22 protein-coding genes and 1 pseudogene are annotated in these 24,182 nt (G+C 44.8%); 14 read left to right on the top strand and 9 right to left on the bottom strand.

The features are described 5' to 3' along the window. Positions 1–95: 95 nt before the first annotated feature. Positions 96–422, top strand: a pseudogene (locus F0229_RS18970) (ABC transporter ATP-binding protein); the annotation flags it as partial. 115 nt (positions 423–537) lie between these two features. Beyond that, entirely contained in the window at positions 538–1,776 is a 1,239-nt protein-coding gene (locus tag F0229_RS18965; RefSeq protein WP_171733464.1) for a leucine-rich repeat-containing protein kinase family protein, read from the top strand. A gap of 81 nt (positions 1,777–1,857) precedes the next feature. On the opposite strand, the gene F0229_RS18960 is transcribed toward F0229_RS18965, so the two are convergent. From F0229_RS18960 to F0229_RS18930, 7 genes are all read right to left on the bottom strand, one after another. Then, positions 1,858–2,307 carry a hypothetical protein gene (locus F0229_RS18960; protein WP_171733463.1) on the bottom strand — a complete coding sequence of 150 codons (450 nt, stop codon included), beginning with the start codon at positions 2,305–2,307 and terminating at the stop codon, positions 1,858–1,860. A 68-nt stretch (positions 2,308–2,375) separates the two neighbouring features. Continuing rightward, entirely contained in the window at positions 2,376–2,690 is a 315-nt protein-coding gene (yqfB, locus tag F0229_RS18955; RefSeq protein WP_004733516.1) for a N(4)-acetylcytidine aminohydrolase, read from the bottom strand. Between the two features lie 217 nt (positions 2,691–2,907). Further along, positions 2,908–3,261: a 50S ribosomal protein L20 gene (rplT, locus tag F0229_RS18950; protein WP_004733517.1), complete on the bottom strand. Its 354-nt coding sequence runs from the start codon at positions 3,259–3,261 to the stop codon at positions 2,908–2,910. A gap of 42 nt (positions 3,262–3,303) precedes the next feature. Continuing rightward, positions 3,304–3,498 (bottom strand): 50S ribosomal protein L35, encoded by a 195-nt coding sequence (gene rpmI, locus F0229_RS18945; protein WP_004738430.1) that lies wholly within the window; start codon positions 3,496–3,498, stop codon positions 3,304–3,306. Positions 3,499–3,602: 104 nt separating this feature from the next. Beyond that, on the bottom strand, positions 3,603–4,154 hold the full coding sequence (gene infC, locus F0229_RS18940) for a translation initiation factor IF-3 (RefSeq protein WP_076654893.1): 552 nt from the start codon (positions 4,152–4,154) through the stop codon (positions 3,603–3,605). A 2-nt stretch (positions 4,155–4,156) separates the two neighbouring features. Continuing rightward, positions 4,157–6,085: a threonine--tRNA ligase gene (gene thrS, locus F0229_RS18935; RefSeq protein ID WP_017059786.1), complete on the bottom strand. Its 1,929-nt coding sequence runs from the start codon at positions 6,083–6,085 to the stop codon at positions 4,157–4,159. 383 nt (positions 6,086–6,468) lie between these two features. Then, the gene (locus F0229_RS18930; protein ID WP_171733462.1) at positions 6,469–7,212 is read right to left on the bottom strand and encodes a sporulation protein; all 744 of its coding nucleotides are present in this window, start codon (positions 7,210–7,212) and stop codon (positions 6,469–6,471) included. 181 nt (positions 7,213–7,393) lie between these two features. Here F0229_RS18930 and hutC point away from each other — a divergent pair, with 181 nt between their 5' ends. From hutC to F0229_RS18900, 6 genes are all read left to right on the top strand, one after another. After that, on the top strand, positions 7,394–8,107 hold the full coding sequence (gene hutC, locus F0229_RS18925; RefSeq protein ID WP_017063600.1) for a histidine utilization repressor: 714 nt from the start codon (positions 7,394–7,396) through the stop codon (positions 8,105–8,107). Between the two features lie 113 nt (positions 8,108–8,220). Beyond that, positions 8,221–9,471: an imidazolonepropionase gene (gene hutI / locus F0229_RS18920; protein WP_171733461.1), complete on the top strand. Its 1,251-nt coding sequence runs from the start codon at positions 8,221–8,223 to the stop codon at positions 9,469–9,471. Then, positions 9,458–10,507: a formimidoylglutamase gene (hutG, locus tag F0229_RS18915; protein WP_171733460.1), complete on the top strand. Its 1,050-nt coding sequence runs from the start codon at positions 9,458–9,460 to the stop codon at positions 10,505–10,507. Before hutI ends, hutG begins: the two co-directional genes overlap by 14 nt. A gap of 72 nt (positions 10,508–10,579) precedes the next feature. After that, positions 10,580–12,274, top strand: coding sequence for a urocanate hydratase (gene hutU / locus F0229_RS18910; RefSeq protein ID WP_017063597.1), 1,695 nt, complete (start codon positions 10,580–10,582; stop codon positions 12,272–12,274). A 14-nt stretch (positions 12,275–12,288) separates the two neighbouring features. Next, positions 12,289–13,821 (top strand): histidine ammonia-lyase, encoded by a 1,533-nt coding sequence (gene hutH, locus F0229_RS18905; RefSeq protein ID WP_017067090.1) that lies wholly within the window; start codon positions 12,289–12,291, stop codon positions 13,819–13,821. Between the two features lie 211 nt (positions 13,822–14,032). Then, the gene (locus F0229_RS18900; RefSeq protein ID WP_061032742.1) at positions 14,033–14,758 is read left to right on the top strand and encodes a DUF3581 domain-containing protein; all 726 of its coding nucleotides are present in this window, start codon (positions 14,033–14,035) and stop codon (positions 14,756–14,758) included. A 129-nt stretch (positions 14,759–14,887) separates the two neighbouring features. Here F0229_RS18900 and F0229_RS18895 read toward each other — a convergent pair whose 3' ends face one another. Then, positions 14,888–15,349, bottom strand: coding sequence for an isoprenylcysteine carboxylmethyltransferase family protein (locus tag F0229_RS18895; protein WP_017066183.1), 462 nt, complete (start codon positions 15,347–15,349; stop codon positions 14,888–14,890). Positions 15,350–15,415: 66 nt separating this feature from the next. Beyond that, positions 15,416–18,451, bottom strand: coding sequence for an FAD-binding and (Fe-S)-binding domain-containing protein (locus tag F0229_RS18890; protein ID WP_171733459.1), 3,036 nt, complete (start codon positions 18,449–18,451; stop codon positions 15,416–15,418). Positions 18,452–18,673: 222 nt separating this feature from the next. Here F0229_RS18890 and F0229_RS18885 point away from each other — a divergent pair, with 222 nt between their 5' ends. The 6 genes from F0229_RS18885 to F0229_RS18860 all read left to right on the top strand — a co-directional run bounded on the left by F0229_RS18885 (position 18,674) and on the right by F0229_RS18860 (position 24,073). Then, complete coding sequence (locus F0229_RS18885) at positions 18,674–19,357, top strand: DUF3334 family protein (protein WP_017059770.1); 684 nt, start codon at positions 18,674–18,676, stop codon at positions 19,355–19,357. A 209-nt stretch (positions 19,358–19,566) separates the two neighbouring features. Continuing rightward, positions 19,567–20,256, top strand: a complete 690-nt coding sequence (locus tag F0229_RS18880; RefSeq protein WP_017059769.1) for a DUF2786 domain-containing protein — start codon at positions 19,567–19,569, stop codon at positions 20,254–20,256. Between the two features lie 118 nt (positions 20,257–20,374). After that, a complete protein-coding gene (locus F0229_RS18875) occupies positions 20,375–21,475 on the top strand; it encodes a tetratricopeptide repeat protein (RefSeq protein ID WP_171733458.1) in 1,101 nt (366 codons plus the stop codon). Positions 21,476–21,640: 165 nt separating this feature from the next. Continuing rightward, positions 21,641–21,829 (top strand): hypothetical protein, encoded by a 189-nt coding sequence (locus tag F0229_RS18870; protein WP_017059767.1) that lies wholly within the window; start codon positions 21,641–21,643, stop codon positions 21,827–21,829. A gap of 406 nt (positions 21,830–22,235) precedes the next feature. Continuing rightward, complete coding sequence (locus F0229_RS18865) at positions 22,236–22,643, top strand: SulA-like leucine-rich domain-containing protein (RefSeq protein ID WP_017055178.1); 408 nt, start codon at positions 22,236–22,238, stop codon at positions 22,641–22,643. Positions 22,644–22,969: 326 nt separating this feature from the next. Further along, complete coding sequence (locus F0229_RS18860; RefSeq protein ID WP_017055177.1) at positions 22,970–24,073, top strand: phosphoribosylaminoimidazolesuccinocarboxamide synthase; 1,104 nt, start codon at positions 22,970–22,972, stop codon at positions 24,071–24,073. The last annotated feature ends 109 nt before the right edge of the window (positions 24,074–24,182 follow it).

Raw genomic sequence — 24,182 nt, 5'->3', positions numbered from 1 at the left:
TATATATCAAGGAACGCTCAAAAGTCCGCGCAGAGGAAGTCTAAAGAAAACATTACGTTAGACGGAATTTACGCTGAGCTTAGTGCTTAAGGTTCTGTCTATGAATAACGCATAGCTTTGTATTAACAGAGAGCGACGCGCGAACACTGCTAGCGGGAATTGGTTTCAGGCGTGACTCGGTATATCGAAAAGTCGATCACCTCAGTGGTGGCGAGAAAATGAAGCTGGCGATGTTGATCGTCAGCCATAAACAGGATGCCCCACTTCTTTTGCTTGATGAACCAGACAATCACTTGGACATAGACTCGAAGCAAATATTGGCTTCGGCTCTGCGTGAATACCAAGGCGCATTCATCTTGGTCAGTCATGATAGCGATTTTGTTGAGGAGGTCGGCGTTAGCCAAAACCATATACAGCTTTAACCTTCGTAAATTCGTTCACTGAGCTTAGTTAGGCGAGTATTCTTCCGGATACTCGCCTTTCTCGGTTGAGACAAGTAAACTACTCGCCTCGAACATCTATTCATAAGGCTAAGGTTTGCATACTCTAGAACAATTAAAATCAGGGCAACTTAAAGGTATTAAGCGTCTAAAACTATCAGAAGGTCTCACAGAGTTCCCTCTAGAAATCATAGAGCTTGCAGATTCTCTTGAGATCCTAGACCTTTCAGGTAATCAGCTGTCAGACCTACCAGCCGAGTTATCAAAGCTAACTAACCTGCGTATTATCTTCGCGTCGAATAACCTGTTTACGCACCTGCCTGATGTTCTAGGGTCACTTCCTAAGCTCGAAATGGTTGGCTTCAAAACCAACCAAATCAAAACCGTTAGCGAACAATCTCTGCCGACTCAACTACGTTGGTTAATCCTGACCGACAATGAGATTGAGGCCCTGCCTAGCTCACTAGGTGAAAGACCGCGACTACAGAAACTGGCATTGGCGGGTAACAAGATTCGCGTGTTACCAGAAAGCATGGAAAACCTATCCAACCTTGAGCTAGTTCGCCTGTCTGCAAACCAGTTGACTGAATTCCCAGAGTTCCTTATCAAGCTACCAAAACTGGCTTGGTTAGCGTTTGCGGGTAACCCGTTTTGCAAACACCCTAGCAGCTTAGATAGCGTGCCTGCGGTTAGCTCTCAAAGCTATTCACTGAATCAAGTACTTGGCCAAGGCGCATCTGGCGTGATCTCGCATGCAAGCTGGCTAAACAGCGACTTCGATTTTCCACAGGAAGTGGCGGTTAAAGTGTTTAAAGGCGAAGTCACCAGTGACGGCTACCCACATGATGAACTGGAAGCGTGCTTGCAGGCTGGACACCATAACAACTTGGTAAAATCTATCGCCCAAGTAGAGGAACAAGATTACCTAGCTTTGGTGATGGAACTCATTCCAAACAGCTACTACAACCTAGGGCTACCACCAACACTCGAGACTTGCACGCGTGATACTTTCCCAGAAGGTTTCGAACTTTCAATTGCTCAAATCAATAGCATTACAGAGCAGATGATTGATGTGTTTGAACACCTTCATGCCAACAAGGTCTGTCATGGTGATTTATACGCACATAACACTTTGGTTAATGAACAAGGCCAAATGATCTTTGGTGACTTTGGCGCTGCGACTATCTACGGTTACCTAACTGAAGAACAGCAACAAGGCATTCGCCGAATTGAAGCGCGTGCATTGAAGTACTTTATTGAAGACCTACTGACGGTTTGTGCAAAGCAAGACCAAGACAGCGAGCTTTATACTCGATTGGCGAACTTCGAAGCTTAATAGAAGTATTCAGTCAGATTGAAGACAACAAAGCCAACATCACTGTTGGCTTTTTTATATGCTAATTAAACGAACCTGCGTTTAGCTTTCAACTTGAACAAGCTTCAAGTACGAATGCAGCTCACCATTTTTATATTCCACCGCAGAATGAATATTAAGATCAGCACGAGCCACAACAGCAAACTGGTAGCAGTTGTCACCCTTCAGAATCTCGACGTGTAACAAACCGTCTTTTAGTTGCCACTGCCCTGTTGTTTCAAATCGGTCGAACAAACGATATTCAATCAAAGAACCGTCAGCATTGAAGTGCACTTCAGTGATGTAACCGCCGGGGCAGCTCTTCACCCAAACTCGATTCTCGATATCACTGACCGTAAAGTTACGCCTTGTGTCACGCCACGCTAGAAAGCCTTCGCTATCATAAAGAGCAATGTCGAGATCAGTTCTAGAGATTAACGGCTGCTCATTTTGCTCACGACAATAAAGTTGAAGCAAAATTTGCTGAACTGTTTCATTCTGTAATTCATTCATTGTGACTTCTCTTTCTCATTGCTCTGCGTTAGACGCGGTATTGATCAACCAATTCTATTTAAAGCGGGCTACACAAGCTCGTAAGAAACCACATACAGCTGAGAGATACCTGGATAGATATCTTGAATCACGTCTTTCAGTACTTGCAGCGTCATGTTCTCTTGCTGAGCATGGAACTCACCTAAGTCATCAAACAAAATTGGCTCAACGCTGATGATCTTAAGATTACAGAACACACGACCCTGCTCTAGCGTGGATACTTCTACAACACTGCCCGGCTGGTAATCGCGCTCAGATTCATCACGAATGGTAATCGTCTTCTTGCCAGAAAGGATGTCAGTTTCAAAACGCTCGAAGAACGTCATAGTAGTCGGTGCGGTCATTTATTTCGGTCGCTTTACATTTAAAGGTTAGGTAAATGTTTATATACCAGAATGCGTGTTCAAGCGAATAAAAATTAGGTGCGAGATGCGAGATGCGAGATGCGAGATGCGAGATGCGAGATGCGAGATGCGAGAGAGTATGGCAAAGCCAAATTACAGGCAATAAAAAAGGAGAACCGAAGTTCTCCTTTTCTTAAACCTTTAAGCTAACTCTAAATTATAGAGATGCTTTCGCTTTTTCAACTAGAACAGCAAATGCTGCTTTGTCGAATACTGCGATGTCAGCAAGAATCTTACGGTCGATCTCGATAGATGCTTTCTTTAGGCCATTGATGAAACGGCTGTAAGATAGACCATTTTGACGAGATGCCGCGTTGATACGTGCAATCCAAAGTTGACGGAATTGACGTTTCTTGTTGCGACGGTCACGGTAAGCGTATTGACCAGCTTTGGTAACTGCTTGGAAAGCTACGCGGTAAACACGTGAACGTGCTCCGTAGTAACCTTTAGCTTGTTTTAGAACTTTCTTATGACGTGCACGAGCTTGTACACCACGTTTTACGCGAGGCATTATGCTTCTCCTAAACTAAACGAATTTATAAACTAAAAAGAATTAAGCGTATGGCATCATACGTAGAACTTGAGCAACTTCACATTTAGGAAGGATCGAGTTCGGACGTAGCTGACGCTTGTTCTTAGTAGTACGCTTAGTCAGGATGTGACGTTTACCAGCGTGCTTAAACTTAATACCACCAGCAGTTTTCTGGAAACGCTTAGCAGCACCTTTGTTGGTTTTCATCTTAGGCATGATGAATAACTCCGCATTGTTGAGTTGTTAATAACATAGTAATTAGGGCGAATAAAACCCCGCAACCTGAGGCTGCAGGGTTCAATTACTTGCAAAGCCGTTAATTACTTCTTTTTAGGGGCCAACACCATGATCATCTGGCGACCTTCAATTCTCGTTGGGAAAGATTCGACTACTGCAAATTCTTCAGTATCCGCTTTCAAACGATTAAGAACGTCAACACCGATTTCTTGGTGAGCCATTTCGCGGCCACGGAAGCGAATTGTTACCTTCACTTTGTTGCCGTCTTCTAGGAAACCAGTCAGGTTGCGTAGTTTTACCTGATAGTCTCCAATATCAGTTCCAGGTCGGAATTTAATTTCCTTGATCTGAACCTGCTTTTGCTTCTTCTTCTGCTCTTTCGCAGCTTTGCTCTTCTCGAAGAGGAACTTACCGTAGTCCATCACACGACAAACTGGCGGCTCGGCGTTAGGGCTGATCTCTACAAGATCCATACCAGCTTCATTTGCAGCTTCCATCGCTTCAGCGATTGATACTACACCAACAGCTTCGCCGTCTGCGCCAGTTAGACGCACTTCACGAACGCCACGAATGTCACCGTTTAAACGGTGCTGGTTTTGTTTGGCCGGTTGTTGGCCACGTCTTCCGCCTTTAATAGCTATTCCTCCAGATTGAGCTTACGGCTTGAAACCTCGGCTTGGATGTATGAAATAAAGTCATCCACTTTAAATTTGCCAAGGTCCTTACCTTTACGTGTACGTACTGCAATTTCGCCGGCTTCCATTTCTTGGTCACCACACACAAGCATGAACGGTACACGTTTCAAAGTATGTTCGCGGATTTTAAAGCCAATCTTCTCATTTCTCAAGTCTGCTTTGACTCTAAATCCACTTTTTTGCAGTTTTTTCGTAATTTCTTGTACATATTCAGACTGTTTGTCTGTAATGCCCATTACAACTGCTTGTTCTGGCGCCAACCACGTTGGGAAGAAGCCAGCGTATTCTTCAATAAGAATACCAATGAAGCGTTCTAGTGAACCTAAAATCGCGCGGTGGATCATAACTGGCGTGTGACGCTCGTTATCTTCACCTACGTAAGTAGCACCTAAACGTTCTGGTAATGCAAAATCGAGCTGCACTGTACCACATTGCCAAGCGCGGTCCAAACAATCATGCAAAGTAAATTCAATCTTAGGTCCGTAGAACGCACCCTCGCCTTCTTGAATCTCGTATGCAATGTCCATTGCCTCTAGCGCTTGCTTAAGGTCAGCCTCTGCACGGTCCCACATTTCGTCTGAACCTACACGCTGTTCTGGACGAGTAGATAGCTTAACAACGATGCTTTCGAAGCCGAAAGTTGTGTAAGTATCGTAAACCATTTCAATACAAGCTTTAACTTCTTGTTGAACTTGGTCTTCAGTACAGAATACGTGAGCATCATCTTGAGTGAAGCCACGAACACGCATAATGCCGTGAAGTGCGCCAGACGGCTCGTTACGGTGACATGAGCCGAACTCAGCCATACGTAGCGGTAGATCACGGTAAGATTTCAAACCTTGGTTGAAGATTTGAACGTGACCAGGACAGTTCATTGGCTTGATAGCGTATTCACGGTTCTCTGAAGAAGTAGTGAACATCGCTTCAGCGTACTTATCCCAGTGACCAGAGCGTTCCCAAAGAACACGGTCCATCATTAATGGGCCTTTAACTTCTTGGTAATCGTACTCAGTCAGTTTTTGACGAATAAATACTTCTAGCTCACGGAAGATAGTCCAACCGTTGTGGTGCCAGAACACCATGCCTGGTGCTTCTTGCTGCATGTGGAATAGGTCAAGCGCTTTACCGATTTTACGGTGGTCACGTTTAGCCGCTTCTTCTAGGCGCACAAGGTGAGCTTTAAGTGCCTTCTTGTCGTGGAATGCAGTGCCGTAGATACGTTGAAGCATCTTGTTGTCACTGTTACCACGCCAGTATGCACCCGCTACGTTAAGTAGAGTGAAGTGCTGGCAGAAGCTCATGTTAGGCACGTGTGGACCACGACACATATCGATGTATTCTTCGTGATGGTACAGGCCTGGACGATCATCTTTAGAAACGTTCTCGTCCAAGATTTCAATCTTGTAAGTCTCGCCGCGAGCTTCGAATGCGTCGCGCGCTTCCTGCCAGCTAACTTTCTTCTTAACAACCTGGTATTTGGTCTTCGCTAGCTCTTTCATGCGCTTTTCGATCTTTTCTAGATCGTCTTGCGTTAGAGAGTGCTCAAGATCGATATCGTAGTAGAAACCGTTATCGATAGTAGGACCGATCGCCATTTTCGCTTCTGGAAAAAGCTGCTTAACCGCGTGGCCTAAAAGGTGAGCACAAGAGTGACGAACGATTTCAAGGCCATCAACTTCATCTTTAGCTGTGATGATTTCTAGGCTTGCATCGTTTTCGATAAGATCACAAGCATCAACACGCTCGCCGTCTACACGACCAGCAATGGTAGCTTTCGCAAGACCAGGACCGATTGATAGGGCAACATCTAGAGTTGATACAGGGTTGTCAAATTGACGCTGACTACCGTCAGGAAGAGTAATAATTGGCATTATTTGTCCTTTACAGTGGTGTTGCACACCAAGCAACACATGAAAATGTTTAATATATGTCTTTCAATCAACGAGTACGCTGATTGGGGATATATGCATAATAAATATACCCACATAGAAGCAAATACAGATGCCACATCTGTGAGTAGCCGAACATTGTAACGAAATAATATGAAATGACAATGTTAGTCCCGCAGCACCACAAAACTATATGACTGAAATGTCTCTTCTATATAGATCCTTCTAACGCCTAACCCATAGTTCAATCAGTAATTCGTTGGCTTTATCTACAATACAAAAAAGCCGAACGGATAAGTTCGGCTATAGAAATCGTACTGTCTTGTCTCTATTAATAGAAAAAGCGACTACTAACAGAAAGGGAACTACGCACTCATGATTCTTGATACAGCCTTACGAATGTCTGAATCGGCAGCGTTCGCAGGCAAGCTGAATGAGATGTATTGATCGCCACGGAAGCTCATTGAGCGATCGATTTCTGCTAGGCAGTGAACCATTGAGCCTTCAACGATGAATGACAGCTCGATCTCTTTATTATTCATGAAACCGCCGCTGCGAAATTCAATCTCTTGGTAACAACCCGAACGAGAAGCAAAGTTGTTGCCTTTTAAGAAGCCCTTCTCTACGTCAGCTTTCACCATTGCCATACCGGATGCTTCCACGCCTTGGATGATTTTAGCAACTGTTGGCAGTGGGTGTACGGAGATAAAGTCACGGTCTTTAGGGTCAATCGCGAAGCCTATATCTAGGTTGGTTTCAACCCACACATGGCATTGGTTCATTTGTGCGTTCAACGCGGTGACTGGCGTTTCATCATTTAACTTAAGTCGGAATGGAACCAGTTTGGTTTCGCCCGGTTGGATAACGAAAGGCTCTACCGCTTGAATACGACCCAGTGAAAAGGTTTCGTAGCTGGTACTGTCTTCCGTTTCTACTTTTACTTCTGTGTTGAGAACCAAGTTAATCAAGTCGATTTGTTGCTCAACGTCGCCACCAACAATGTGAACATTGCCAGACAACTCTCCACCTTGGAAAACTTCAATATTATCTAAGACAGTATCAACCTTTGCTGCACCGATGCCCAACGAGGCCTTTAATTTCTTAAACATATTATTTCCCTTTCTAATCATCTGATTTACGAATAGTTATTACGTGACAATTTGCGACACTTGCCTCACAGAATCAAGCAATTTGCCCCATCTATGTTGAATAAGGTCACATTGCCCGAGGAAATGTTGAAATCGTGAAAAATTCCGTTACTCTATTTGTATAGTCAAATAAGGTTTCATTATGTCGAAAGCGCCGCTCTACCTTCAGATAAAACAGTTCATAGACGATAATATCAACAGTGGTCACTGGCCAGTGGGTTACCAGATAACCACAGAACTCGAACTCACAGAGCAGTTCAATGTGAGTCGAATGACGGTCAATAAAGCCATTCGAGATCTTGTGTCTGAAGGCAAACTCATCAGGAAGCCAAGGCTAGGTACTTTTGTTTGTGAACCAGACGAAAAAGCGCAATCTCCGCTGCTTGATATCAACAACATCGCACAAGAGATCAAAGACCGAGGTCAAACGTATGCTAGCCAGGTTATCAAGCACAAGAGCATCAAGGCAGATGAAAGCACCGCGACACGGTTAGGTGTGATGATCAATGCCGAAGTATTCTATAGTGAAATCATCCACTTTGCTGACAACACACCGATTCAATTGGAAGCGCGCTGGGTGAACTCGCAAGCCGCACCAAAATACCTAGAGCAAGACTTTTCAACCTCTACACCCAATGAATACCTTTCAAAAAGCTGCCCGTTGAGTGCAATCGAGCACACGGTTGAAGCCATTATTCCTGACTCTCAAATCAGAACGTCACTAAAGCTATCTGAATCAGAACCTTGCCTACTTTTGAATAGAAGAACATGGAGCAAAGAACGCCTCATCAGCTTTGCATTGCTCTACCATCCTGGCTCTAAGTACAAATTAAGCTCCAAGATACTTCTAGATTAAAGAACATCATCCTGATCGCCGATCACATTTTTGCAACATCAACTTGATTCGGGTCAGCGTTTAGCCTATTTATTTGTATATACATTTAATATTTAGCAAAGATCTAGGTGATTATGAATTTGATCCTCAAAAATGCACGAGTGGTCTCCATGAGCTCGGGAGTCGACGGTTATCAGCCCTCTTCCCCTCAAGATATCGTTATCGAAAGCGGTAAAATCGTGTCCATCTCTTGTTCAAACCAAGGCGCACTTGCTTCTGAGTTAGAACAAGTACGTGTTGATGGTTCTTTGGATTACATCACCTATGATTGCAAAAACAAGCTCGTTACCCCAGGTCTGATTGATTGCCACACTCACCTCGTATTTGCAGGCAATCGCGCCAACGAATTTGAACAGCGTTTGAATGGTGTGTCTTACACCGATATCGCCAAGCAAGGCGGTGGGATTCTGGCGACAGTCACTGCAACACGCGCAGCCCAAGAATCTGAACTGGTTGAAATGGCACTACCTAGACTCGATGGACTATTAAGAAGTGGCGTAACCAGCATCGAAGTAAAATCTGGCTATGGTTTAACGCTTGAAGATGAGCTCAAGATGTTACGTGCAGCCAAAGCGTTAGAGAATCATCGCCGAATTAAGATCACCACCACTCTCCTTGCAGCGCATGCTGTGCCACCTGAATATAAAGAACAACCGGACAGCTATATCGATTTGGTTTGCCAAGAGATCATTCCTAAAGCTGCAGAGCAAGGGCTCGCCGATGCTGTTGACGTGTTTTGCGAATCTATCGGCTTCAACCTAGAACAAACCGAACGTGTATTTGAAGCCGCCAAAGCACATGGCCTCGCGATTAAAGGCCACACTGAACAACTTTCGAATATGGGTGGTAGCGCACTTGCAGCAAAATACGGCGCACTCTCTGTTGACCATGTTGAGTACCTTGATGAAACAGGGGTCAAAGCACTGGCTGAATCAGGCACAGTTGCCACCTTGCTACCCGGCGCTTTCTATTTCTTGAAAGAGACTCAACAGCCACCTATCGCCCTACTTCGTGAACACAACATTCCAATGGCGATCGCGACCGACTTAAACCCCGGCACGTCTCCCTTTGCTGATTTGACGCTGATGATGAACATGAGCTGCACCCTGTTTGGCACGACGCCTGAAGAGGCGCTGCGCGGTGTGACTTGTCATGCTGCGGCTGCCATTGGCGACTCACAAACTAAAGGCAAAATTGAAGTTGGTTATGCCGCTGATTTAGCTATCTGGAATATCGAGCACCCTGCCGATCTAAGCTATCAAGTCGGTGTTCCTCATCTTCATAAACGCATTGTTAATGGCGAGGTGTGTCATGACTCAATCTAATTCCAACGGCATTCAAAAGAACTCAGAAACCGTACATAACTTCGTGTGGACGGGACGTAATGATCTTGAAGATGGCGCACTAGGTACACGCGTTCATCACATTACCAAACAAGTGCAACATAGTGATTTAAGTGACGAGCTTAATGACCGCGCAATCGCCTTGGTAGGCTTTGCCAGCGATGCAGGCGTTGCAAGAAACAAAGGTCGAGTGGGCGCGAAACAAGCACCCAACCTGATTCGTCAAGCGTTAGCTAATATGGCTTGGCACAGTGACGCACACATCGCCGATCTTGGTGATATCGAGTGCAATGATGGTCAATTAGAAGTCAGCCAAAAACAGTGTGCTTCTGTGATTGCCAATGCCTTAGCAACCAACAAAGTGATTACCCTTGGCGGTGGTCACGAGGTGGCTTGGGCAACGTTCCAAGGTCTCGCTGAGCATCTACATAAAAAAGCTGAACACCTTGATAAAATTCAACCAGAGCGCAAACCTAAGATAGGCATCGTTAACTTTGATGCTCACTTTGATCTTCGTGAATTTGAAAGCGACATCACCGATGTTAAACCGAGCTCCGGCACGCCTTTTAACCAGATCAGTGATTACTGCCACGCACATCAATGGCCGTTTCATTACGCTTGTCTTGGTGTGAGTGCCGCCAGCAATACCAAAGCGCTGTTTAACAAAGCTGACCAACTGGGCGTGTGGTATGAACACGACCGCAACATGACCCAAGTGAATCAAGTCGCTCAACTGATCAAGTTACAAAAATTCATCGTTGAGTGTGATTATCTCTATCTCACCATTGATCTCGATGTTTTCCCCGCAGCTACTGCGCCGGGCGTAAGTGCACCAGCGGCAAGAGGCGTGAGCTATGAAGCGCTTGCTCCTTTTCTAGAACAGATTTTCCAACACAGTGAAAAACTCATTATCGCGGACATAGCGGAATACAACCCAGACTACGACGTCGATGGCCAAACGGCTCGATTAGCGGCTCGTTTATGTTGGGATATTGCCAGTGCAATGGCCAGCGACTAATCCAGCTATACCGATACCGATAACTACAACTACAACTACAACGATATAACGTGAAACAGAAGGAATTCCAAAATGACGGAACACCACAACAGTGACCCTCGTCTCGACACGACTCGCGAAATTCGCGCACCTCACGGCACCACTTTGCGCGCTAAATCTTGGTTAACAGAAGCACCACTGCGTATGCTGATGAACAACCTAGACCCTGATGTGGCAGAACACCCACATGCACTGGTTGTGTATGGCGGTATTGGTCGCGCGGCACGTGATTGGAAATGTTATGACAAAATTGTTGAAGTATTAGAGCGTTTAGAGGACGACCAAACGTTACTTGTTCAATCCGGTAAACCTGTGGGCGTGTTCCCGACTCATAAAAACGCACCTCGCGTACTGATCGCTAACTCGAACCTTGTTCCACACTGGGCGAACTGGGAACACTTCAACGAGCTCGATAAAGAAGGCTTGATGATGTACGGCCAAATGACCGCGGGCAGCTGGATCTACATTGGTTCACAAGGCATCGTTCAAGGTACTTACGAAACCTTTGTCGCTATCGCGAAGAAGCACTTCCAAGGTGAAGCAAACGGCAAGTGGGTTCTAACGGGCGGTCTTGGTGGAATGGGCGGCGCTCAACCTCTTGCTGCAACGATGGCTGGCTTCTCAATGATCGCAGTGGAGTGTGATGAATCACGAATCGACTACCGCTTGCGTACTGGCTATGTAGACAAAAAAGCCACCAGCTTAGATGAAGCGATGGCAATGATTAAAGAGTCAGACACGCCAATCTCTGTTGGCTTATTAGGTAACGCCGCAGACGTCTTCCCAGAGTTAGTTGAACGCAATATCACACCTGATGTGGTGACTGACCAAACCTCTGCCCACGATCCTCTTAACGGCTACTTGCCGCAAGGTTGGACGATGGAGAAAGCCGCACAAGAGCGCTCCATTGATGAAGCAAAAGTGGTGAAAGCCGCTAAGCAATCTATGGCGATTCAAGTACAAGCGATGTTAGACCTGCAATACCGCGGCGCAGCGACCGTGGATTACGGTAATAACATTCGCCAAATGGCACTGGAAGAAGGCGTAGAAAACGCGTTTGATTTCCCAGGTTTCGTTCCGGCTTATATTCGACCTTTATTCTGCGAAGGTATTGGTCCTTTCCGTTGGGCGGCACTATCTGGTGACCCAGAAGACATCTACAAAACAGACCAAAAAGTAAAAGAACTGATTCCAGACAACCCACATCTACATAACTGGCTAGATATGGCGCGTGAACGCATTCAGTTCCAAGGCCTGCCAGCGCGTATTTGTTGGGTTGGCTTGAAAGATCGTGAACGCTTAGGCCAAGCATTCAATGAAATGGTGAAAAATGGCGAACTGAAAGCACCAGTTGTTATCGGTCGTGACCACCTAGATTCAGGTTCAGTAGCAAGCCCGAACCGCGAAACAGAAGGCATGATGGATGGATCAGATGCCGTATCAGATTGGCCTCTATTGAATGCCCTTCTGAACACAGCGGGCGGCGCAACTTGGGTTTCTTTGCACCACGGTGGTGGCGTTGGTATGGGCTTCTCGCAACACTCAGGCATGGTGATTTGTTGTGACGGCAGTGAAGATGCATCACAGCGTATTGCTCGCGTACTTCACAATGACCCAGCAACCGGCGTTATGCGTCATGCTGATGCAGGTTACGATATTGCCAAGCAATGTGCCAAAGAGCAGAAGCTTGATTTACCTATGCTAAACGAAGAACTTCGTCGCCTTTAATGTCTGGAGAGAACATGTTGAACTTATTACTTAAGCCAGGACTTCTTGGCCTATCTGAACTTCGAAAAATCAGCCGTAGCCCTGTGAACTTATCACTCGATCCTGCAGCAATCCCGGATATCGAAGCGAGCATGCAAGTTGTCGAACAAGTGATTGCTGAAGACCGCACTGTGTATGGCATCAACACGGGTTTTGGCTTATTAGCAAACACCAAGATTGCGCCTGAAGATCTCGAAGTTCTACAGAAAAGTATCGTACTTTCTCACGCTGCGGGCATTGGCAAGTTCATGTCTGATGAAACCGTACGCTTGATGATGGTATTGAAGATTAACAGCTTGTCTCGCGGTTACTCTGGTATCCGCCTCAAAGTGATTAACGCTCTTATCGATCTTGTGAACGCGCAGGTTTACCCGTGTGTTCCACAAAAAGGATCAGTAGGCGCATCTGGAGATCTTGCTCCCCTCGCCCACATGAGTACGGTACTTCTAGGTGAAGGCCAAGCGCGCCACAACGGCAAGATCATCACTGGCTTAGAAGCAATGCAGATCGCAGGTCTTGAACCAATCACACTTGCGCCGAAAGAAGGCTTAGCGCTGTTAAACGGCACACAAGCATCGACTGCCTTTGCATTAGAAGGTCTGTTCGCAGCGGAAGACTTGTTTGCGTCTGCAACCGTATGTGGTGCAATGTCTGTTGAAGCTGCACTGGGTAGTCGTCGTCCGTTTGACCCTCGAATTCATCGCGTTCGTGGTCATCGTGGTCAAATGGATGCCGCGCTTGCTTATCGCCATATGCTTGATCAAAAGAGTGAGATTGGTGAATCACACACTTGCTGTGAAAAGGTTCAAGACCCTTACTCGTTGCGCTGTCAGCCTCAAGTGATGGGTGCCTGTTTACAGCAAATTCGTAATTCAGCAGAAACGTTAAACGTTGAAGCGAACTCGGTATCGGATAACCCACTGGTATTTGCTGAAGACGGCGACATTATTTCAGGTGGTAACTTCCACGCAGAACCTGTGGCAATGGCAGCGGATAACCTAGCACTTGCGATTGCAGAAATTGGTAGCCTTTCTGAACGAAGAATGGCACTGCTGATTGATAGCGCACTAAGCAAACTTCCACCTTTCTTAGTCGATAACGGCGGCGTTAACTCAGGCTTTATGATTGCTCAAGTAACGTCTGCTGCTCTGGCAAGCGAGAATAAAACACTGGCACACCCAGCTTCAGTAGACAGCCTTCCAACATCGGCAAACCAAGAAGATCATGTATCTATGGCAACCTTTGCGGGTCGTCGACTGCGTGACATGGCAGAAAACACCCGTGGCATCTTGGCTGTTGAATACTTAGCAGCAGCACAAGGCTTGGATTTTAGAGCACCAAATCTCTCTTCTCCTCGAGTAGAAGAAGCAAAACAGATACTGCGCGAGAAAGTCAGCTTCTACGACAAAGACCGTTACTTCTCACCTGATATCGAGCAAGCAAATCTACTGCTCAAATTATCAGTGCATAACCATCTAATGCCAGAAGGCCTACTGTGTAGCTTCTAAGGTTTGGCGAAATAGCACGTCATATAAACAGGGGCTATTGATTAGCCCTTGTTGCATTGAATCCAAGCCCCTATTCCCCTCAAAATCGTCACATACCATCCAACGTATTTATCTAATCGACTGATATATAAGCAAAGTTAACTGGATAGACCATTAGAACGAAGTTAGTTAGCTATAATCCACCCCAGATTTGATGACTAATAGCGATACTATGTTTCTGACACCTTACTTTTCTACTGAAGACAATCAATTTCAATTCACTCGTGAACAAGCAAGCCACTTTGCTAAAAAAGTAGCTGGCGATTTCAACCCGATTCACGATGAAGACAACAAGCGCTTCTGTGTACCTGGCGATCTTTTATTTGCAGTACTTCTGCAAAAAGAAGGCATCAGCCAAAAAATGCGTTTTGATTTTTCAGGTATGGTTGGTAACGGTATTGCGTTAAGCGTTGACAACAAGTGTGAAAAAGAGAGCTCACTTATCGATGCAAATGGTAAAGAGTACCTACACATGTCTTGTGAAGGTGAGAAGAGCCATGATCAAGCATTCATCGAGCACGTAGTAACAAACTACGTTAAGTTCTCTGGCATGAACTTCCCACACATCATGGTTCCTCTTATGGAAGAACAACAAATGATGATCAACTGCCAACGTCCTCTAGTGATTTACGAGAGCATGGAAGTTGAATTTACTCGCCTAGACCTGTCTCACCCAGAAGTTGAATTCTCTGGCGCGACTTTTGATGTTGAAGGCAAACGTGGCATCGTGACCCTGAACTTCGATTTCAAAGAAGACGGCGAAGTAGTAGGTAAAGGCGTGAAGCGCATGGTAGCAAGCGGCCTTAAGCCATACGACCAAGCTTCTGTCGACGACCTAGTAAACCGCTTCAACGAGCGTAAAGAGATGTTTCTAGCTCAATTCGCCGCTGCTGCTTAATCAGCATCCTTATTTACACATCTCGATGTAAATAAGCTCTAGAATAAGATCAATAAAGCCCAGCTTGATATCCTCAAGCTGGGCTTTTTTAGTACGTTCTCTGACTACACGAAGACACTCAAGTCAAAACTAAATCCAGCGTCTAACCTTTTGTTTGTAATCAACATATTCTGCGCCGAATAATTGTTCTAGTGCTCGCTCTTCGGGTTTGATTTGGAAGTAATTCATGTAGATTACGAAGCCAAAGCTAAGTAGTACACTGAAGATATTCTGGAAGAAGTAGCCAAAGCAAAATAGCAGGATGAACAACCCTAAGTACATTGGGTTTCGCGTGTAGCCAAAAATTCCACTGTCCACGACGGCTGAAGCGGTTTCTACTTTGATCGGGTTAACGGTGGTTTTCTGTTTTCGAAATTCCAATATACCGGATATTCCGATCACACCACTCAATGTGACTCCGATTCCTAACACAATCATTCCATAAGGCAATGCCAGTGTCCCTTGGCTCAACTGTTGAGCGCAGAAGTATGATGCTACGAATACAATAATGAACAGTGCAACTGGTGGTACTTTTAATTCTAGAAATTTCATACTTTTCCTTATTAACATTCCTTTGTTAGTTTAGAAAAAAGCCCAGCAATTGCTGGGCTAAATGTATTAGAGAATTTTTGCTAGCGCCTGTAATGGGTGAGCAAGCTTCTCACCTTCAAAACGCTTCACTTGGCTGCGGCAAGAATAGCCCGTCACCAAGCAACGATCTTTTGGTAAGTCCTGCATTTGAGGCTTCCAGCTTAAACCATATATGTCTTTCGACATTTGTAGCTTATCGACTTCGTGGCCGAAAGTTCCCGCCATACCACAACAGCCGACAGGAACGCTGGTTAACGCCGCCCCAAAGTGTTTGAAGATAGTACCCCACTCTTTTTCAGCGTTCGGCATTTTGGTTTTCTCAGTACAGTGAGCAAACAAGTACCACATATCTTCACTTGCTGAGCGTGCTTCGAACTCACCTAGCGATGGCATTAACCATTCATGCACAGTAAGTACATCAAAGTCGCCGCGCTTGTCACCTAAGATCTCGACGTATTCATCGCGGTAACAAAGCACAAGAGCAGGATCAACACCGACCAAAGGAATTCCGATATCCGCCACCATCGACAAGAAATCCGAAGTCGATTTCGCCTCACGTGCAAAACGATTTAAGAAGCCCTTGATGTGCAACGCTTTACCATTCGGTTTGAACGGCAGCAGTACCGGAGTTTTGCCAAGTTTTTGAGCCAGAGTGACGAAGTCTTCAATCACCTCGGCATCATAGAAGCTGGTAAACGGGTCTTGAACGATCAGCACATGCTGTTTCTTCTGTTCAGAAGACAAGCCTTCTAAATACTGTAAATCGAAGAGTTGCAGCTCTTTACTCGCTAGACGATTTTTGAGCGTAGGCACCGACATCAATGGTGCATCAACATAACCGACCGTTTTAGCTGTTGCCGTTTGGATCCACTTTTGACCCAATGCAGCGTTGACTACTTTTGGCGCTTTCGCCATCAGCGGCAGCATGGTTTCAATGTTGGCAACTAGATAATCTTTTGCAGGGCGCTGGTAACGCGAGTAGTAGATGTTCAAGAATCGAGAACGGAAACTTGGTACATCGACTTTGATCGGACATTGACTCGCACACGCTTTACACGCCAAACAACCGTTCATCGCCTCATGAACTTCATGCGAGAAATCGTACTCATGGCGTTTGTTCATCGTATTGCGAACACGCTCAATCATAGTCTTAACGGGTGTGTTGTCTTTCAACGCTTCTTGCTCAAGGTCGAGAATATCAACGCCTTGTTCAGTCAGTTGACGCAACCACTCTCTTACCAAGCCTGCGCGGCCTTTGGGTGAGTGACGTCGGTCAGCCGTAACTTTCATTGAAGGACACATTGGCGAGCTAGTATCGTAGTTGAAACACAAGCCGTTACCGTTACATTCCATTGCTTGCTTGAAGCTGTCACGAACTTGTACGTCGATCTGACGGTCGTAGAAACCACGCTTGGTATCGGTGACTTTCACCAATTCAGCGTCACTTTCTAAAGGCGTACAGATCTTGCCTGGGTTCATCTTGTTGTGCGGGTCGAATGCTGCTTTAATACGTCTTAATTCGGTAAACAGCTCTTCACCAAAGAAGTCTGGGCCATACTCAGAACGGAAACCTTTACCGTGCTCGCCCCACATTAAACCGCCGTATTTCGCCACCAGCTTAACCACTTCATCAGAGACTTCATGCATCAATGCTTCTTGCATCGGGTCACACAGATCCAATGCTGGACGAACGTGTAATACGCCCGCGTCAACGTGACCAAACATGCCGTAATTCAACTCTTTTGAATCGAGTAACACTCTAAATTCAGAGATGAAATCCGCGAGGTTTTCTGGTGGTACACAAGTATCTTCAGCAAAAGCGACTGGCTTAGCTCGGCCTTTCGCCGCACCTAACAGACCCACTGCTTTCTTACGCATGTTGTAGATTCGGCCAATGCTCGCCAAATCGCTACAAACTTGAAAACCAATCACGCCGGCTTCTTCGCTTTCAACCATGGTTTCAAGGCGTGCAGTCAGCGCTTGAACTTGCTGTTCAACTTCCGCTTCATCTTGGCCTGCAAACTCAACCATGTTGATGCCAAGCATCTCTTTGTTCGGAACATCAGTCAGCAAATCGCTCACGGTGTGCCAAACGATGTCTTGCTTCGCTAGGTTCAATACTCTTGAATCTACCGTTTCAACAGACAGTGCTTTCGCTTCCACCATGAACGGCGCATTACGCAGCGCAGAATCAAACGTGTTGTATTTCACGTTAACCAGTGTGCGCGCTTTTGGAATCTTGGTTAGGTTTAACTTTGCTTCCGTGATGAATGCTAAAGAACCTTCAGCGCCACATAGAACGCGAGTTAGGTCAAAGCTGTCATCTTGTTCGTTGATTGCATTCTTTAGGTCATAGCCTGTTAAGAAGCGATTCAGCGGAGGGAATTTATCTAAGATTTGAGCGCGTTTGTCTCGACAAACCGCCTCTGTCACCGTAAGTGCATGGTGAGCGAATTCACCCTCTACAGGTAAGCCGTGTGATAAATCAGATTCTAGACATGAACCATCTGCGAACACCGCTTGCAGCGACAATACATGGTCAGACGTTTTGCCGTACTTCAATGACCCTTGGCCCGAAGCATCGGTATTGATCATGCCACCCAAGGTTGCTCGGTTACTGGTAGAAAGGTCTGGAGAGAAAAAGTAACCATAAGGGCGAACAGCGTCGTTCAATTGATCTTTAACGACACCAGACTGAACTCTTACCCAGCCCTCTTTCTCGTTAATCTCAAGAACCTTATTCATGTATCGCGACAGGTCAACCACGACACCTTTTGTTAAAGATTGTCCGTTGGTTCCGGTACCGCCGCCACGAGGGGAAAAAGTCACGCGTTCGTAAGCGGATTTAGAAACCACTTTACCGATAAGCACAACGTCTTGCGTTGTTTTAGGAAGGATGACCGCCTGCGGCAATTGCTGATAGACACTATTATCAGTCGCCACAGCCAAACGGCTAGAATATTGAGATTCAATGTCGCCAGTAAAGCCCGCTGTTTTTAGTTCATCTAAAAAGCGTACGACAACTGGATCGACATCAGCATTGAGTTGAAGTCTTGGTAACATTTGCTTCCTGCCCCTACTTCGCTGATCCTATCAGCATTGGGTTATCTGAGATTTTTAATAATTTTCTTTGAATTTCGTCACTTTACTACTATTAAGATCATATAAAAAGGTGATCAAATCAGAATCTCAGTGCAAGAATGGAGAAATAGTCAATTTCGTCTTAATTCAGTAACAATATACTGAATAACATTTTGTTTAAGACATCTCCACGAGCACATCACAATGAAAAAAAACAAAACAGTCACAACTGAAGATATCCTTCTTAAACTATGCCAATCAGTCTCAAGCGTACTGACTTCAGCGACGGCTTCTCAGGTGTCCTATTCAGCCATGGTTCAAAAGATCAACAAGACAAGCCTAAAGCCAGATTTTGGTTGCTTCGTTCTGTTTGACGGCGGCTTTTCTGGTCTCGTTGTTATTAATTTTACGTCCAAAGCAGCGCTAGAGATCTACACCAATTACATGCGCAATATGGGCATGCCTGAAAACGAGCTTGCTGTGCTTCATACTTCAGACGAAGTGGGTGATGTATTGGGTGAGTTGATGAACCAATTAGTTGGCGATTTCACCAATAAAATCCGCAAAGAGCTGCAAACCAACATCACACAAAACCAACCGAAAATGCTGGCTCTGAACAAGCAAGTTAACCTTTCTGTTGATACCAATCTCGACCGTCCACAAGCTCGTCGTGTGACCTTCTCTACCGCTAATAACAACATCTTCTACCTTGAGCTTGCGATGGATAAGACTGAGTTCATTCAATTAGAAGAATTTGAAATCGCAGAAGACGAATGTCCAGATAGCATTCTTGAGGCGACTCAGAAAAAAATGCAAGAAGCGAACAAGCCAGCTCAAAGCTCTGGCAATGATTCTGCGGCAGATCTACTCGATGAACTGGGTATCTAGTTTACGAATGCTCTAGACATATTGAAAAAACGTGTCACTAACGCCATCAATACGCTTGATGGCGTTTTTGTTTTTACCGCCAACTGGGCTCATGCAGTTCAATGTTCACCGCCTTCCTTGTTCATCAAACCAGTTTTGCCTTTCTGTTACCCGCGAAAACATGTAAAATGTTGGACTTTTAAAAATTTGCGGTACTGATTAAATTGTCGATGGATAAGAAAAAAGCCCTAAAGAAAATTGCCAAGTGTCTTGAGCTTGGAAATTCTGCGAACGTCAATGAAGCTGCCAATGCGATAAAAATGGCGCATAACTTGATGCTGAAATATGGTCTCGAAAAAGACGATATTGAATTTATCAAGATGGGGAAAACTCAGTCCAGTCACCTGTTACCTGCAAATATCAGTTCTACACTGCTGCGTGTTATTCGCGGTATCAACACCAAATTTGGCGTAGAAGCCGTATTGCTGAATCATAAAGGCCTCAAGCGTGTTGAGTTCATTGGTGAAGCCGACCGCGCGATCTTCGCAGCGTTCGCTTTCGATATCATTTATCGTGAACTGAATGAACACACCGGCCAATTCAGAAATAGCTTTGCTGGCTCTGGCACAGGGTCCTTAGAAGTGACACGCCGCGTGAACTCGTTTGTTTCAGGCTGGGTTGAAGGTGCGCTTGAAAAGCTACCAACTATTACCCCAGACGACGAATCAAACAACAAGATCAATAATTACATTGATAAAGAATTCAAAAATATCGACCGTGAAACGTTCAAACAGCAACTGAGAGAAGCGATGAAAAACCTCACCGCCGATTATGAAGTTGGTTTGAAGAAAGGTCGTAAATTGTCTGTTAATCGACCAGTTGGCGGTACCCAGGCAGCTAAAAAGATAACTAAATCATAGAGCCGATGCACATTGGCTTAGGGTATTGATAGTGATTACTTTAGTCGTATCACTCGCCGAAGAAGATACGACTTAATTGACAACCACATATCGTATTAGACTTAACTATGAGGTCCCATTGTTTATCGTGTCCAATTTTCCCCCCTCATCATTTCTTAGAGCTCTATTTCTAGCCCTCATCTTTTCCACGATACCGTTGTCCACCACACATTTCGTGCACGCAGCAAGCAGTGATGAATTTTCACTAGAATCACAACCTCAAGATCCAGTTTCTCAATACCAATTGGCTCAAGCTTATGAATCGGGTGTCGACGTTCCTGTTAGCACCAGTGATGTATTGTATTGGTACACGCAGTCAGCAGAAAACGGCAACCCAAACGCGCAATTTAGACTGGGTGAATGGTACTTGGCAGGTACAGGTGTTGAACAAAGTAACAAGCTTGCTTTGGAATGGTTTATTAAAGCGGCGTTGCAAGGTAACCAGCGCGCACCTATCGAGGTAGCAAAACTCTACGAATCCTCGCTAGAACAAGACCTCCTTCAACCATTAGATAAAGCGCAGCTATGGTATGAAGCAGCCTTAAGAGATAATCCACAAGCAGAAGAGGGCTACAACCGCATTTTGGAAGCACAATTCAACCAGCAACGTGCAAAACAGATCTCTTCAATAGAACAGCTCGATGACAGCATCGACTCTGAAATAGACACCAGTCAGGGGGTATCTAAGCACGTTCAATCTAACCAAGCATCACGCTCTAACCTCTCCAGTTCTAACCTCTCCAGTTCTAACCTAACTAGCTCTGACTATATGATTGGTGCTGCGTTGGCCGTGTTGATTTCAATCATCAGCATTATTGCGACGCTCGTTATCTCAAGAAAAAGACAAGCTCTAAAGTCGGGTGATTCGCGACAGCAACAACAATCACTTGAAGCGCAGCTTAGCTCGAAGGACCTTACGATTAAGCAGCAAAAACGCCAGCTGAACACTATGTTCCACGAATTGAAGAAGCAGAAAAACAGCAAAGGTCTGAGTAATTTGCAGGTGGCCTGCGCGCTATTTGGCTACACACCTAGCTCAATCCCCGACCAGAAAAGCATCAAGATCCGATACAAACAGCTATCAAAGATCTACCATCCAGATGGTCACGGATGTGACGAAGAAATGAAACGTTTGAACAATGCGCTAAAAACCATTTTACAAAATGTTACAAAACCGTAAACAAACACACATCTTCATTTTCCTAGATCTCAAAGATATCGATTTTATTGGTGTTGCAATCGATCCCCCTCTCAAAAATGGGTAACAAACTATTAACTAATGGGTCTTACTTGTGTCATAATTTGCGCCGAAAATACACCTGACTTAAACAGGTGAGGAGAGAATATGTTCACAATAGAAGGCGTTTGTGATTGGTGCAAAAAGCCAAGCCTAGTTAAAAAGCACGACTACCTAGATGGTAAGTGTCATCATGCATGTAACGAGTGCAATGATATTGCAACCATTGATGTTCGCCAGTTCAATATTGGTGAAATGGAAATGAGAGCAAAACTCTCCCAAGCGACATTGAGATAAGCAACACCGTGAAATATAAGAAAGCGCCTAAGGCGCTTTTTTTGTGCCTGTGGTTTTAGATCTTCTTTCTTCTTTCTTCTTTCTTCTTTCTTCTTTCTTCTATCTTCTATCTTCTATCTTCTATCTTCTATCTTCTATCTTCTATCTTCTATCTTCTATACAGGTATATACAGTACTTTTCTGCAAAAACCAGTGTATACACCTGTATAAAGCTCACATTTATTCAACTTATGATACAAAACAGCAGATTCATTCAAATTTAATTTATCGAATACTTTCAATGATTTAATCATTTACCATCCATAACCTCAGACGAAATCGTCCAATAATCCCGCAAAAAACGCTTGATCTTATAAGCAACTAAAACTACTGTATACACATACAGCATGTATATAAGGACAGCAAAATGATTCAAGCACACGTTAAAGCACAACACTCTAGCCCGCTAGTTCACTGCGCATTTACATCAGTTTCTCGTAAAAGCAAAAATTCAAACGAGGAAGCGTTGTTTGCAAGAATGGCGTTGCTGTCCAATCAACATCAGTGGTTACTGTTTACGGCTCAAACACCAAGACCATCGGCTAAGCAGCTTAAGCAACATAATGTTTGCTGCGACCGCGTTATTCATATGAAAGCCTCTCATCAAATGACTGAGGTAGAGACTGTCGAGAAAGCAATCCGCTCTAAGAATGCGAGCGCGATTGTTGCAAGTGCATCGATTGATCAGTTCAGCCAACAGTACCTAAGAACATTAGGGTTACGCTTTCAATGTGAAGTCTTCTTTATGGATGCAAATTCAGAGCGTATTCACTAAGCCACCTTGCTTAATAACATGTTGGCTTAATAACATTTTGGCTCAAAAACATGGTCCACAAACATAGCTTAATCTTTTAGCTAACAAACTTAATTTAACTTAAGAAACAATTCGCCAAAACACAGTCCAAACATACTGCCTTCCCCTGCCCTACAATTCGCCCATTTTTTAGCGGATTGTTAGGCGGGGTTTTTATTTAAACAGCAGATTTAGCAATCGTTTGCTTTTTCTCTGGAAGCAAATAGTAGATTGGGTATAATGCCCGTCTAATCATGTGCACACCGCACTTCTCTGTATGACGTTTGATAAAAGATAGGAATGTCTAAATGAGCCTTGCTGATCAAGTTCTTGCCGTAAATGATGACCTACCAATCCGTACTGACAAACCTGTCCACAGTGGCAAGGTTCGCTCAGTCTACTGGTTAACTGAAGAAGATAGCCAACGACTAATTAAAGAGAAAGGCTACGACGTAGCACCCGATGCGCCTTTAGCAATCATGGTGATCAGTGACCGTATCTCTGCATTTGATTGTATCTGGCGTGGTGAAGGGAATCTTAAAGGTGTTCCAGGTAAGGGAGCGGCTCTGAATGCTATCTCTAACCACTGGTTCAAATTGTTTAAAGACAACGGACTTGCTGACAGTCATATTCTTGATATCCCTCACCCGTTCGTATGGATTGTACAAAAAGCTCGCCCAGTCATGATCGAAGCGATTTGTCGTCAATACATCACTGGTTCAATGTGGCGTGCATACGCAAACGGCGAACGTGAATTCTGTGGTATCGAGATGCCTGAAGGCCTTGAGAAAGACAAGAAGTTGCCTGAGCTACTGATCACGCCTTCAACAAAAGGGATTCTGAAAGGTATTCCTGGCGTTCCAGAAGCTGACGATGTGAACATCACACGCAACAACATCGAAGATAACTTCGCAGCATTCAACTTTACTCAAGCAAGCGACATCGCGCATTACGAAAAACTTCTTAAAGAAGGCTTCAACGTAATCAGCCAAGCGCTAGCAAAAGTAGACCAAACCTTTGTTGATACCAAATTTGAGTTTGGCTACGTCAACGATGCTCAAGGCAAAGAAAAGCTTATCTACATGGACGAAGTCGGTACTCCAGATTCATCTCGCATTTGGGATACTCAGGAATATAACAACGGCAACATCGTTGAGAATTCAAAAGAAGGCTTCCGTCAGTTCTTGCTTAACTACTTCCCTGATGCCGACATTCTTTTGAATAAAGAGCGTATGCCAGAACGTGAAGCATTGGCTCGTGACAATGAACTTCCACTGGATTCTCTAATGTCTCTGTCTCGCACTTACCTTGATATCGCAGCGAAAATCACAGGTGCGGAGATCGTACTGAGCGAAAATCCTAAGCAAGAGATCATCGATGTACTGCGCGCTGACTATGGTCTAATCGACTAGTCGCTTAATTGCTAATTGCTTAATTGCTTAATCGCTTAATCTCAAAATAAAAAGCTCGAAAGCTAATAAGCTCGTAGACTCAAGTTTTAGATACTAAAAGGGCCTCAAT

Source organism: Vibrio sp. AIC-3 (genome assembly GCF_013114515.1).
Classification (GTDB): domain Bacteria; phylum Pseudomonadota; class Gammaproteobacteria; order Enterobacterales; family Vibrionaceae; genus Vibrio; species Vibrio crassostreae_C.
The sequence above is the reverse complement of the archived record's forward strand: the minus strand, read 5'-3'. Positions and strand labels throughout refer to the sequence as shown.